The sequence below is a fragment of the Rhodococcus sp. IEGM 1366 genome (genome assembly GCF_033142425.1).
GTDB classification, from domain to species: Bacteria; Actinomycetota; Actinomycetes; order Mycobacteriales; family Mycobacteriaceae; genus Rhodococcus_F; species Rhodococcus_F globerula.
Window position 1 is genome coordinate 456,006 of record NZ_JAWLRZ010000007.1, and the last position, 12,229, is coordinate 468,234.

14 protein-coding genes are annotated in these 12,229 nt (G+C 61.1%); 10 read left to right on the forward strand and 4 right to left on the reverse strand.

Going from position 1 to position 12,229, the window contains the following annotated elements; genetic code table 11:
• The first annotated feature begins 55 nt into the window (after nt 1-55).
• From R4P64_RS23130 to R4P64_RS23140, 3 genes are read left to right on the forward strand one after another with little or no spacing between them, the layout of a single operon-like run.
• The gene (locus tag R4P64_RS23130; protein ID WP_172937628.1) at nt 56-823 is read left to right on the forward strand and encodes a CoA transferase subunit A; all 768 of its coding nucleotides are present in this window, start codon (nt 56-58) and stop codon (nt 821-823) included.
• Nucleotides 820-1,482, forward strand: coding sequence for a CoA transferase subunit B (locus R4P64_RS23135; protein WP_287165120.1), 663 nt, complete (start codon nt 820-822; stop codon nt 1,480-1,482). The genes R4P64_RS23130 and R4P64_RS23135 overlap by 4 nt, the downstream gene beginning before the upstream one ends.
• The gene (locus R4P64_RS23140) at nt 1,479-2,672 is read left to right on the forward strand and encodes an acetyl-CoA C-acetyltransferase (RefSeq protein WP_317822848.1); all 1,194 of its coding nucleotides are present in this window, start codon (nt 1,479-1,481) and stop codon (nt 2,670-2,672) included. Before R4P64_RS23135 ends, R4P64_RS23140 begins: the two co-directional genes overlap by 4 nt.
• Before the next feature lie 15 nt (nt 2,673-2,687).
• On the opposite strand, the gene R4P64_RS23145 is transcribed toward R4P64_RS23140, so the two are convergent.
• Nucleotides 2,688-3,512: an esterase/lipase family protein gene (locus R4P64_RS23145; RefSeq protein ID WP_033237355.1), complete on the reverse strand. Its 825-nt coding sequence runs from the start codon at nt 3,510-3,512 to the stop codon at nt 2,688-2,690.
• A 237-nt stretch (nt 3,513-3,749) separates the two neighbouring features.
• Between R4P64_RS23145 and R4P64_RS23150 the strand changes: the two genes are divergently transcribed.
• Nucleotides 3,750-4,166 (forward strand): PPOX class F420-dependent oxidoreductase, encoded by a 417-nt coding sequence (locus R4P64_RS23150; RefSeq protein ID WP_317822849.1) that lies wholly within the window; start codon nt 3,750-3,752, stop codon nt 4,164-4,166.
• A gap of 1 nt (nt 4,167) precedes the next feature.
• Here R4P64_RS23150 and R4P64_RS23155 read toward each other — a convergent pair whose 3' ends face one another.
• Complete coding sequence (locus R4P64_RS23155) at nt 4,168-4,521, reverse strand: winged helix-turn-helix transcriptional regulator (RefSeq protein WP_033237353.1); 354 nt, start codon at nt 4,519-4,521, stop codon at nt 4,168-4,170.
• A gap of 106 nt (nt 4,522-4,627) precedes the next feature.
• Here R4P64_RS23155 and R4P64_RS23160 point away from each other — a divergent pair, with 106 nt between their 5' ends.
• Entirely contained in the window at nt 4,628-5,248 is a 621-nt protein-coding gene (locus R4P64_RS23160; protein ID WP_033237352.1) for a malonic semialdehyde reductase, read from the forward strand.
• On the opposite strand, the gene R4P64_RS23165 is transcribed toward R4P64_RS23160, so the two are convergent.
• The gene (locus R4P64_RS23165) at nt 5,235-6,881 is read right to left on the reverse strand and encodes an MFS transporter (protein WP_317822850.1); all 1,647 of its coding nucleotides are present in this window, start codon (nt 6,879-6,881) and stop codon (nt 5,235-5,237) included. The genes R4P64_RS23160 and R4P64_RS23165 overlap by 14 nt on opposite strands.
• 193 nt (nt 6,882-7,074) lie before the next feature.
• On the opposite strand from R4P64_RS23165, the gene R4P64_RS23170 reads away from it, so the two are divergent.
• From R4P64_RS23170 to R4P64_RS23190, 5 genes are all read left to right on the forward strand, one after another.
• The gene (locus R4P64_RS23170; protein ID WP_033237350.1) at nt 7,075-7,530 is read left to right on the forward strand and encodes a DoxX family protein; all 456 of its coding nucleotides are present in this window, start codon (nt 7,075-7,077) and stop codon (nt 7,528-7,530) included.
• 268 nt (nt 7,531-7,798) lie between these two features.
• The gene (locus R4P64_RS23175; protein ID WP_033237349.1) at nt 7,799-8,446 is read left to right on the forward strand and encodes an ABC transporter permease; all 648 of its coding nucleotides are present in this window, start codon (nt 7,799-7,801) and stop codon (nt 8,444-8,446) included.
• A complete protein-coding gene (locus R4P64_RS23180) occupies nt 8,443-9,639 on the forward strand; it encodes an ATP-binding cassette domain-containing protein (protein WP_092803665.1) in 1,197 nt (398 codons plus the stop codon). Before R4P64_RS23175 ends, R4P64_RS23180 begins: the two co-directional genes overlap by 4 nt.
• A gap of 50 nt (nt 9,640-9,689) precedes the next feature.
• Nucleotides 9,690-10,466 carry an ABC transporter permease gene (locus R4P64_RS23185; protein WP_045066702.1) on the forward strand — a complete coding sequence of 259 codons (777 nt, stop codon included), beginning with the start codon at nt 9,690-9,692 and terminating at the stop codon, nt 10,464-10,466.
• Nucleotides 10,463-11,449 (forward strand): glycine betaine ABC transporter substrate-binding protein, encoded by a 987-nt coding sequence (locus tag R4P64_RS23190; protein ID WP_095887084.1) that lies wholly within the window; start codon nt 10,463-10,465, stop codon nt 11,447-11,449. Before R4P64_RS23185 ends, R4P64_RS23190 begins: the two co-directional genes overlap by 4 nt.
• Here R4P64_RS23190 and R4P64_RS23195 read toward each other — a convergent pair.
• On the reverse strand, nt 11,446-12,228 hold the full coding sequence (locus R4P64_RS23195; protein ID WP_033237345.1) for a trans-aconitate 2-methyltransferase: 783 nt from the start codon (nt 12,226-12,228) through the stop codon (nt 11,446-11,448). The genes R4P64_RS23190 and R4P64_RS23195 overlap by 4 nt on opposite strands.
• Nucleotide 12,229: the final 1 nt, after the last annotated feature.

The window sequence follows — 12,229 nt, forward strand, 5'->3', positions numbered from 1 at the left end:
TCATCCAGAGAAAAACAATGCGTTCGTCAGATGAACGCAAGATGGGGAGATGACGATGGCAACGAAGGTGTACCAGTCCGCGACCGATGCGGTCGCCGACATCACCGACGCCGCGACCCTGGCCGTCGGCGGATTCGGACTGTGCGGAATCCCTGACGCCTTGATCGAAGCGATCGCGGCAACCAGCGCACGGGAACTCGAAGTGTTCTCCAACAACTGCGGCGTTGACGATCACGGACTCGGAATCCTGCTGTCTGCCGGTCGGATTCGGCGCGTGACGGCGTCGTACGTCGGCGAGAACAAGGAATTCGCGCGTCAGTACCTGGCTGGCGAACTCGAAGTGGAACTGACACCGCAAGGAACACTGGCAGAACGCCTGCGCGCCGGCGGAACCGGAATCCCGGCGTTCTTCACTCCGGCAGGTGTCGGTAGCCCTATCTCCGACGGCGGCATGCCCTGGCGCTACAACAGCGACGGTTCCATCGCAATTGCGTCCCCACCCAAGGAAACTCGCACCTTCGGAACCAAGCGATACGTGATGGAAGAAGCAATCACGGCCGATTACGCCCTGGTTCACGCCGTCATGGGTGACACCGAGGGCAACCTCGTCTTCGACAAGACGGCGATGAACTTCAACCCACTCGCCGCTATGGCGGGGCGAATCACCATCGCCCAGGTGGAACGGCTTGTCGAGCCTGGCGAGATCGACCCGGCTTCAGTTCATCTTCCTGGGGTTTTCGTCCAGCGTGTTGTCCATACCGGGCCCCAGAACAAACGAATCGAAAAGCGAACCGTCAGCGCGTCCGAAGGAGCAACACGATGACCGCATCAGCAACAGTGACCGGTTGGACCCGCAACGACATGGCGGCCCGTGCCGCGGCCGAGATGATCGACGGCGAATACGTGAACCTCGGAATCGGTCTCCCCACCTTGATCCCCGGGTACCTCGGCTCGGACGTTCGGGTAGTTCTTCACTCGGAGAACGGAATCCTGGGCACCGGCCCGTATCCCACCGAGGACAACGTCGACCCGGATCTCATCAACGCGGGCAAGGAAACCGTCACCGTCAATCCCGGTGCGGCATACTTCGATTCCGCACTTTCCTTCGGCATGATTCGTGGCGGCCACATCGACACCGCAGTTCTCGGTGGCATGCAGGTCTCGAAGACCGGCGACCTCGCCAACTGGATGGTGCCCGGCAAGATGGTCAAGGGCATGGGCGGCGCGATGGATCTTGTCCATGGCGCTCGCCGTGTCATCGTCGTCATGGAACACACCGATCGCGACGGCAACCCCAAGATTGTCGACGCCTGCACCCTGCCGCTGACCGGCCAAGGCGTCGTAGATCGCATCATCACGAACCTCGCGGTCATCGACGTCACCGACGGCGGCACACTTACCTTGCGTGAATTAGCCCCCGGCATCACTGTCGATGACGTTGTCCGTGCCACCGGCACCGAATTGAAAGTAGACCTGACGTGACCAGTTCTGTGATTGTTGCCGGAGCCCGTACCCCGATGGGTCGACTCATGGGTTCGTTGAAGGACCTGTCCGGGTCCGATCTCGGTGGCATCGCCATCAAGGGCGCCCTGGAGAAAGCCGGTGTCGCCCCGGAGCAGGTCGAGTACGTCATCATGGGTCAGGTTCTCACCGCCGGCGCCGGTCAGATGCCGGCCCGCCAGGCCGCCGTCGCCGCGGGCATCCCGATGAGCGTTCCCGCACTGAGCATCAACAAGGTGTGCCTCTCCGGTGTCGACGCCATCGCCCTGGCCGATCAGCTGATCCGCGCCGGCGAATTCGACGTCGTCGTCGCCGGCGGGCAGGAATCGATGTCCCGCGCACCGCACATGCTCGAAAAAAGCCGCGAAGGGTTCAAGTACGGCGACGTCACGATGCGTGACCACATGGCGTACGACGGCCTGCACGACATCTTCACCGACCAGGCGATGGGCCTGCTCACCGAACAGGTCAATCAACAGGACGGCACCCACATCACCCGCGCGGAGCAGGACGCGTTTGCCGCGGCCTCGCACCAGAACGCCGCCCGCGCCTGGAAAGACGGCCTCTTCGACAACGAGGTCGTCCCCGTCTCCATCCCGCAGCGCAAGGGCGATCCGATCGTCTTCGCGCAGGACGAGGGCATCCGCGCCGACACCACCGTCGAATCCCTCGGCAAACTGCGTCCCGCGTTCAGCAAGGACGGCACCATCACCGCCGGCTCCGCCTCCCCGATCTCCGACGGCGCCGCCGCCGTGGTCGTGATGAGCAAGGCCAAGGCCGAAGAACTCGGTGTGGCGTGGATCGCCGAGATCGGCGCCCACGGCGTGGTCGCCGGCCCCGATTCGACCCTGCAGTCCCAGCCGGCGCGGGCCATCGCGAAGGCCTGCGCGAAGGAAGGCATCAACCCCACCGATCTCGATCTCGTCGAGATCAACGAGGCGTTCGCGGCCGTCGGTATCGCCTCCACGCGTGAGCTCGGCCTCGACCCGGCGAAGGTGAACGTCAACGGCGGCGCCATCGCCGTCGGGCACCCCCTCGGGATGTCCGGTGCCCGGATCGCGCTGCACCTCGCACTCGAGTTGGCGCGCCGCGGCGGCGGCATCGGCGCGGCCGCACTGTGCGGCGGCGGCGGGCAGGGCGACGCACTGATCGTCCGCGTACCCAAGGCCTAGAGGCCAGACGACGGTTCAGCGCGGATACAGTCGCCGCAGATGCCTGGGAACGACAAACGGATTCCAGGTATCTGCGGCCTGCGCGAGCCGGTCGGCCACGGCCCACAACGCCGAAGGATTGTGCGTCAACCCCATGTGACTGCCATGTACCGCAACACTTTCCGAACGATCCGACGGGAAGTCGCGGCACACCTGCCACGGAACCACACCGTCCCGCTTGGAGTAGAGCGCCGTTGCCGGAACGGGTAACGGGTGACCGAGTTCCCACTCGATACCGTTGACGGGTGGAAGAATCGCATGGTTGCCGGACATACGTGAGTACAGCGCACCGACACGCGTCTGCTGCAGGTTGCTCAACCCGAATGGACTTCCCAGGGTGATCACCTGTCGCACGGAGTGCGGGAGATCCCGCGCAAGTTGGCGGGCATAGATACCGCCCAAGCTCCACCCGATCACCGACACCGGTTTGTCGTAGCGATCCGCCAGACCTGCGAGGACCCCAGGCAGACCGTCGACAACCTGAGGCGTCGGCCCGGTATTGATGCCGAGGTTCCAGCCGTGGACTCGATATCCGAGAAACCGCAAGTACGCGCGCATTGCCATCGTCGACGTGTCGGACGCCAACAATCCCGGCAGGACCAGAATCGGGTGTCCGTCACCTCGCGGCGAACGGAGCAACCACGGTGCCGCGAGCACCAGCGAGGCAATGTCGGCGAGCCCTCGTGGCGGTTCCGTCAGGCACATCGCCAACGACGGCGGTCCTGGAAGAAGCTCGGGGAAAGTTTCGGGAAGCTCGGAGCACCCGAGGTCCACTACAGACGTATCCGCCGCGACAGACACCTGGACTCCTTGTCGGCCGGTGTCCGGGCGGTTCGCCCCACCTGGCCGGAGGGGACGGTTCCGTGGGCTGTGTTCTCAACCCACGGAGCCTTGTCCGTGATCGCCACCGGTAGCGAACCTGGACCGATACTGCGCACCAGTTTCCGAGGTGGAAACTCGGTGTGATCCAGAACACTATTGGCGCATACGTTGCAACTACGTTGCGGACTTGTCGCGAACCTGCGGAAGGATCAATTGATGTCGTTCACAGACCAGGAAATCGAGTACATGGCGTCGCAACCTCTTGCGAGAGTTGCCACTGTGGGCCCAGACGGTCTACCGGACGTCGTGCCGTTGGCCTTCGAATACGACGGCACTCACCTATGGATAGGTGGGGTCGGCGAGGCCGTCGTCAATACCCGCAAATTCCGCAACATCCGCTCAGGGCACTACGAGGTTGCACTGGTCATCGATGACATGCCGTCGTTCGAGCCATTCGTCGCGCGCGGAATCAGGATCTACGGCATTGCCGAACCGCCGATCGACAGGGTGGGCATGGTCGGCCCCGGGGTCTACTCACGCATCACGCCGACAATCTCGTGGAGTTGGAACTTGGGCGGAGAGCCTGCTGGTGACACCTGGTACGAATCACACCGAACCGTACACACGCGGTAGTTCAGCTCGTACAACCCTCGGCCGGCAGATTCTCGGCAGCCCAGGTCGTCAATTCACTCAACGCAGGGAGCAAGGCCTGGCCAGACACCGTGAGTTGGTACTCCACGGCAATGGGCGGTCCGGCGTCGACGGTCCGTGTCACCAGCCCTGCGCTCGCCAGTTCGGTCAACCGGTCAGACAGTACGGAATCACTGATTCCCCCGACCGCACGCTTCAGTTCCGCGAATCCCGCAGGCCCACCGAGCAGCGTTGCGAGGATGACACCGTTCCAGCGTTTGCCGAGAAAGCGGAAAGCCCGTGCCAACGCCGCATCACAGACGCGGGGTTGATGATCAGTTCCACTCTTACTCTCCACTTCACCATCCTAGCGTCAGTGCTAACGTACTCATAGTCACTTTGTTTTTACTAGCAACTCGTCTTGCCGGAGATGCCTGGCAAGCCATCACGGAACGGAACCACCGATGTCAATCGACGCAGCCACCCCATTTACCGCAAAGCAGCTCGACACCGCCAGCCGCGAACTTCTCTTCACCGAAGCTCGCACGGCCAACTCTTTCTCCAACGAACCAGTGACCGACGACGAACTCACCGCGATCTGGGAACTCGCGAAGTGGGCGCCGACCGCAGCCAACACCAACCCGCTTCGCGTGCTGTTCGTACGGACAGAGGAGGGCAAAGCGCGCCTTGTAGAGCACATGGCCGACGGCAACAAAGCCAAGACTGCTTCCGCGCCGGCAGTCGCGGTCCTCGCTGTCGACACCAAGTTCTACGAGCACATCCCGGCACTCTTCCCGATCCGCCCGGAAATGAAGGACCACTTCGCGTCCGACGAGGCTGCTGCCACGTCGACCAGTCGGTTCAACGCCGCCCTGCAGGCCGGCTACGTGATTCTCGCGATCCGCGCACAGGGCCTGGTCGCCGGCCCGATGGCCGGATTCGACGCTGCGGGCATCGACGGCGAGTTCTTCGCCGACGGCCGTTTCAAGACCACCCTCGTGGTCAACATCGGCCATCCCGGCGAGAACCCGTGGTTCGACCGCCTGCCGCGCCTGTCCAACGAAGACGCCCTCAGCTGGGCCTGAGTCTGGCGCTCGCCTGCACTCGAAACGCTCCGATCAGACCCAGGACGAGGAACGCCGCCGACACGTAAAGCGAGTAGCGCGTCGCTTCCGCAAATCCGTCGGAGAGCAGACGCACGACATCTGGGCCGGCTTCGCCCAGTTGTCCGTGCGTCCCCTGCTCCCGCAGGACTCCGATAGAACTGCCTGCGGATTCTCGTGTCGCGTCTGACAGTTGGATTGCTTCGGACGACGGCACTCCCCCTGATTCGAGTGTGCCTGGCATGTTTCTCGACAACCCGAACGCCAATACTGCGCCGACGACGGCACTTCCGATGGCCGAGCCCAGCTGGCGAACCGTGCTCTGCGTCGCTGATCCCTGACCGGATTCTTCGGTGGGTATGTCTGCCAGGGTAATTCCGGTGAGCTGCGCGGAGGCCAATCCGAGGCCGGTTCCGTAGACCACCAGAAGCAGCGCCAGAAGCCACGGCGCGACAGTCGAACTGACAAAAACAGCAACTACGACAACACCGACAACTTCCAGGAGCAATCCCAGAATCACTGTTCGGGGTGCGCCGATCAGCGCAGTGAGATGCCTTGCGAGCGAACCGGATATGAAAGCGCCACCGGCCATCGCGGCAAGCACGAAGCCTGCGCCCATCGTACTCAGGCCCAATGCGTTGACGAGATAGAGCGGCAGTACGAACAACAAGCCGAATTCGGCGATCGCGACCGTCATGGCAGTCACGTTGCCCCAGCTGAAGGTGGGCGTGAAGAACAAATTCATGTCCAGAATCGCAGATCGGTGAATTCGTCCACGATGCCTCTCCCACAACACAAATCCCAGCAGCAGGAGGATACCGATCGTGCCGATCGTCGGAACCACGGATAGTGGTGCGTCGGCGGACCACGTGATACCGAAGAGATGCAGATCCGCCTTCTGAGTCCACCAACCGAGTGTGCCGCCCTCGATAAGTGCAAAGATCAACGCACCGAAACCGAAGGCGCTCAAGAACAGTCCCAGAACATCGAGCCCCGGTTCGACGACCCCGGCTCGGGTTTCGGGAACCACCATGTATGTCGCGATCATCAGGGCGATGCCGATCGGCACGTTGATGACAAAAATCCACGGCCAGGTGAAGTACGTGGTGATCCAGCCACCGAGTAGCGGACCTATCGCAGCAACGCCGGCGATGACGGCACCCCACACGCCGAACGCCACCGCCCTGTCCTTGTCTCTGAAGATCGAGTTCATCGAGGACAGCGTGGCGGGCAGTACGCACGCACCACCGACGCCTTGAATCGCTCTGGCCACAATCAGGCTGGTTGCGCCGTCCGCGGTAGAGGCCAACAAGCTACCGACCACGAATATCGCGATACCGACGACGTACAGACGTCTGCGGCCCAATCTGTCGCCTAACCGACCTGCAGTGAGCAGAAGCGCAGCAAAGATCACCGAATAGAGACTGTTGACCCATTGCGCGTCGTCGAAATTCAACTTCAGATCGTCGATCAGAACCGGGAGCGCTACTCCGACGATGGTGCCGTCGATGACGATCATCGCCAGACCGCCGACCAGTACGATCAGGGCGGCCCACTTGTTCTTGACTGCAGACTTGTCGGGCTCGGGTGTGGTCTCCGTATTCGGCTTGTCCATGTCACACTCCCATAAGGGCGGATTGGTGGATTTACCCTAGGCCGCATTCTTTGAACTCGCAGCAAAATCTCCGACGCCCTTGCCTCAGTTACCTTGCCGCACATTTGGGATGTAAACCCACATGGAAGGACCTCGGACACCCGTCCAGTTATTAGGGTAGGCAAACCATACTCGAGTGTGTAATGCTCCTCCGGTGAAAAACATATCCAGCACGGCGGCGCCATGGGGCATCGCAGCATTCCGCATCGTTGTCGGTTTCCTGTTTCTCTGCCATGGCCTGTCGACACTGACCGGATGGCCGGTAGCTCCATGGGGCGGAAACACATCGTCGTGGACGGACTGGCCCGGCGGCTGGGCAGCAACGATCGAGCTGGTGGCCGGCACGTTGATAATCATCGGACTCGGCACTCGCGCAGCAGCTTTCATTGCCTCGGGTTCCATGGCCGTTGCCTACTTCTGGAAGCATCAGCCCGACGGCTTGCTACCCATCCAGAACGAGGGAGACTCGGTTGTCCTGTTCTGCTGGTCCTTGCTCCTGCTGGTCTTCATCGGGCCGGGCGCTGCTGCTTTGGACAACCTCAGACGAGCCAAGGCCACCTCCAGCGAAGTAGCGGATGAGCCAGTTGCAGTAGGAACTTCCAGCCCGTAGTCCGTCATTTATCCAGAGCGACAAATCTGACCCGAACCTACGATTGCCGAACAGCCGGCGTCACACCGCATATACCTGCGGGTGACGCCGGCTTTTCGTCTGTTGAGCAACATCCGACACGCAGCTATCCGAAATAGTTGCAGTACTGAACTTTTTGGACGAGGGTCGACGTAAACACTTCACGACTCGAACGACGCCTGTGTATCCGAACTGCGGGATGGGTACACGTTCGAGTCAGCAACAGTCCGAAAGAGGGTCGGTTCGGAAAATGGGCGCACTGTGGGAATTTGTCGTCGAACGACGACAACAGCTATTGACCGATTCGTATCTCCATGTTTCGGCCGTCATTCAGTCGGTGATTATTGCAACCATTGCCGCGGTTGCCATCGGAATTCTCGTGTATCGCAGTCCTATTGGTTCATCAGTGGCAACAGCGCTGGCCAGCACGATCTTGACTGTTCCATCGTTCGCTCTTCTCGGACTTCTCATTCCGATTCTCGGTCTGGGTGTCGCGCCGACCATCACCGCACTGATTCTCTATGCACTACTTCCGATCATCAGAAACACCATCATCGGTCTCGACTCGGTGAATCCGGCCATCACCGATGCTGCACGCGGTGTCGGTATGAATCGACTGCGTGTACTCGGCCGCATCGAACTGCCTCTCGCGTGGCCGTCGATCCTGACCGGTATGCGGGTCAGCACTCAGATGCTCATGGGCATTCTGGCTATCGCGGCGTACGCAAAAGGCCCAGGTCTGGGCAACTTGATCTTCTCCGGACTATCTCGCGTCGGCAGCCCAACAGCTGTTCCTCAAGCACTGACCGGCACGGTACTCATCGTCATTCTGGCTCTGATACTCGACGCCATCTACGTCGTCATCGGTCGGCTCACTACCTCGAAGGGTCTCCAGTGACTGAAACCATCCCCCATGACGTCACCAGCGATCCCACGGTTTCCGGAGTCGAGATCGTTCTGGAATCCGTGACCAAGCGATACCCAGGACAGAAAGACGCGGCAGTCGACAACGTGTCCCTCACTGTTCCTGCAGGTGAGATCGTTGTCTTCGTAGGCCCGTCCGGCTGCGGCAAGACCACCACGATGCGCATGATCAATCGTCTCATCGAACCCACGTCCGGAAAGATCACCATCGACGGCAAAGATGCCTTGTCGATCGACCCGGACAAGCTGCGACGCGGCATCGGCTACTCGATCCAACAGGCCGGCCTGTTTCCACACTTCACGATTGCCAAGAACGTGGCGACGGTGCCGGGATTGATCGGTTGGGACAAGAAGCGGATTGCTGCCCGCACCGACGAGATGCTGGATCTCGTGGGGCTGGATCCGGATACGTATCGAGACCGCTATCCCCGGCAGCTGTCCGGTGGTCAGCAGCAGCGTGTCGGGGTCGCGAGGGCACTTGCCGCTGATCCCCCAGTCCTGTTGATGGACGAGCCCTTCGGTGCTGTCGACCCCATCACGCGCGGACTACTGCAGGACGAGTTGATGCGTCTGCAAACGGAACTCGGGAAGACGATCGTATTCGTCACCCACGATTTCAACGAAGCAGTCAAACTCGGCGATCGAATTGCCGTGCTGGGCAATCAATCCACGATCATGCAGTACGACACTCCCGAAGCTATCCTCGCCAATCCGGCCAATGACATGGTCGCGGGCTTCGTCGGCGCCGACGCCTCCCTCAAACAGCTGACGTTGACGCGGGTGCGGCAGATCAAACTCAAGCAATGCCTCACCGTGCGGGAGACCGACTCGGTGGACGAGCTGAGAAGTTCACTCGCAGCCCGTAAGTGGAAGTGGGCCCTCGTTCTCGATCAGCGAGGACGCCCCCTCCGCTGGGTCTCACCGTCACATCTGGCGCACGCGTCGTCGCTGCGTGGCGTTGGGAACGAAATCGGGGAAGCCGTGTCCGTTCAGTCGACACTGCAAGATGCACTCGAAGCGCTGCTTGCCGAAAGCAATGCGTCGACGGTAGTAACCGGTCGGCGCGGCGAATACGTCGGTCTCATCACCATCGACACACTGGTCAGCCATCTTTCGGAGATGCGTGAGGAACACGCACACGATCATGACGAGGATGTTCCGGAGTGAGCGCGTCGACGGAGGACCTGGCAGCGCCGCCCGCTGCTGGAGCCGCAGATATTGATGGCGGCGCGGATCTCGGTGCCGCCGAAAATGCCGCCACACGTAGAGCAGAAAGGATCCGGCTACTGGTTCAGCCGGTTGTCGTCCTGATACTTGTAGTCGGAGTACTGGTCTGGGCCTTCAGCCGCGATCTCAACGCAACGCAGAAAGCCAGTATCAACGTCGACAACATTACGACGCTCACCTGGCAGCACATCTTGCTCACAGCCGCGGTGGTCATCATCGTCGTCGCGGTGGCCGTGCCGCTCGGCACTCTGCTGACCAGACCGAGATTCACCCGTCTGGCGCCGTTCTTCGTGGGAATAGCCAACATCGGCGCGGCTGCACCGGCCATCGGCCTACTGGTCCTGTTCTATCTCGCCACCCGCACCACCGGATTCTGGATCGGTGTATTCCCCATCGCGTTCTATTCACTGCTTCCGGTGCTGCGCAACACGATTCTCGGCTATCAGCAGGTGGACGAGACACTGATCGACGCCGGGCGCGGCCAAGGCATGTCAACGTTCACCATTTTGCGACAGCTCGAATTCCCGATGGCAGTGCCCTATATCCTTGCCGGTCTTCGTACTTCATTGGTTCTTGCCGTAGGAACAGCAACGCTGTGTTTCCTGGTCAGTGCCGGCGGACTGGGGATCATGATCGACACCGGGTACAAACTGCGCGACAACGTGACGCTGGTAGTAGGCGCGGTGCTTGCGGTATCGCTCGCTTTGCTCATCGACTGGTTGGGCGCACTCGCCGAACAGTTCCTCGGGCCAAAGGGATTGCGATGAATCGACGACGCACACGCGGTTGGAAAATTACTGCAGCCGCACTCGGGTTTGCCCTTGTGGCGTCGTGTGGTTTGGAATCCGGCGGCGCACTACCCCTCGCAGTTGGGCCGGGAAGTATCCAGCCCGTTCCGGAACTCGAAGGCGTGAAGATCACCGTCGGGTCCAAAGACTTCACCGAACAGATAATCCTCGGATACATCATCGAATTCGCGATGTCTGCGGCCGGCGCCGAAGTTCGCGACCTCACCAACATCCAGGGCTCCAACAGCACCCGCGACGCGCAACTCAACGGGCAGATCGATCTTGCCTACGAGTACACGGGCACCGGATGGATCAACTACCTCGGTAACGAGACCCCGCTTCCCAATTCGCAGGCTCAGTTCGAGGCAGTCCGCGATGCGGATCTGGCTGCAAACGACATGGTGTGGACCGATCCGGCGCCGATGAACAATACGTATGCCTTGGCGATGAGCAAGGAGACGGCCGAGAAGACCGGAGTCAAGACCGTCTCCGACTACGCGAAGTTGGTCGAATCCGATCCCGGTGCTGCGGTGACATGCGTCGAGACCGAGTTCAACGTCCGTCAAGACGGATACCCCGGTCTCGCAGAAAAATACGGATTCGACGCTTCGCGTGCCCAGCGCCAGATATTGCAGACCGGCATCATCTACCAGGCGACAGCCGACGGTGATCAGTGCAAGTTCGGCGAGGTGTTCACCACCGACGGACGCATCATCGCCCTCGACCTCGAACTCCTCGAGGACGATCTGTCCTTCTTCCCCAAATACAATCCAGCCCTTGTCATGCGTGCGAGCTTTGCCGAGGATCATCCGCAGGTAGCTGAGGTCATGGCGCCGATTTCGGCTCGTCTCACCGACGAGGTGATGACCGAACTGAATCGCCAAGTGGATGTCGAAGGCAAGGAACCCGCAGAGGTTGCCCGAGATTGGATGGTGTCGGAAGGGTTTGTGACAGCGGACTAGTCACTCATTTTTCGCCCCACGCAGAAGACTCTTCGGAACGGGAACAGTGTGCCTGCGGCCGTGGAGGGATAGGCCTCGCGGAGCCTTGCGGAGTACTCCTGCTCGAATTCGAGCGAGTCGGCTTCACTGAGCACATCAAGCACCGGACGCAGGCCTGTCCCCCGAACCCAGCCCAGCACAGGGTCTTCGCCAGTCAGCACATGGATGTACGTGGTTTCCCAGGCATCGACGTCGAACCCGTGAGCCTGCAGTCTGGCTGCGTAGTGCGCCGGGTCGTCAACACCCTCAGGGCCACGCAAAACTCCACCCACACGATCACGCCATGTGGACGACTCGGCAAGTTCACGCATCAAAGCGTGCGACGGGGCGTCGAAGTTACCGGGAACCTGCCACGCAATCCACGCTCCGGGCGCCATGGTCTCGGCCCATCCGTCGATCAGCTCACGATGGTTCGGAACCCATTGCAATGCAGCATTACTCACAATGACGTCGTAGCCTGTGGCATCGAACTCATTGATGTCCTGCAGCGTGATGGTGACGTTGCCTGGCAGATCGGTGGGCGCCTGTGCCACCATCTCGGGCGACGAATCAGTCCCCACCACACGAGCATCCGGCCAACGCTCACCGAGTATCCCGGTCAGTGACCCTGATCCGCATCCGAGGTCCGCGACTCGCGCCGGCGCCTGCGCCGCTATCCGCGAAGTCAAGTCGATATAGGGGCGTGAGCGTTCGTCGGCGTATCGACCGTAGATTTCGGGGTTCCACGTAACACTGCGCATG

Excerpts from the sequence above, each read along its gene's own strand:
- R4P64_RS23130 (WP_172937628.1), top strand. The coding sequence starts at position 56 with ATGGCAACGAAGGTGTACCAGTCCGCGACCGATGCGGTCGCCGACATC.
- R4P64_RS23190 (WP_095887084.1), top strand. The coding sequence starts at position 10,463 with ATGAATCGACGACGCACACGCGGTTGGAAAATTACTGCAGCCGCACTC.
- R4P64_RS23135 (WP_287165120.1), top strand. The coding sequence starts at position 820 with ATGACCGCATCAGCAACAGTGACCGGTTGGACCCGCAACGACATGGCG.
- R4P64_RS23150 (WP_317822849.1), top strand. The coding sequence starts at position 3,750 with ATGTCGTTCACAGACCAGGAAATCGAGTACATGGCGTCGCAACCTCTT.
- R4P64_RS23165 (WP_317822850.1), bottom strand. The coding sequence starts at position 6,881 with ATGGACAAGCCGAATACGGAGACCACACCCGAGCCCGACAAGTCTGCA.
- R4P64_RS23175 (WP_033237349.1), top strand. The coding sequence starts at position 7,799 with ATGGGCGCACTGTGGGAATTTGTCGTCGAACGACGACAACAGCTATTG.
- R4P64_RS23160 (WP_033237352.1), top strand. The coding sequence starts at position 4,628 with ATGTCAATCGACGCAGCCACCCCATTTACCGCAAAGCAGCTCGACACC.
- R4P64_RS23195 (WP_033237345.1), bottom strand. The coding sequence starts at position 12,228 with ATGCGCAGTGTTACGTGGAACCCCGAAATCTACGGTCGATACGCCGAC.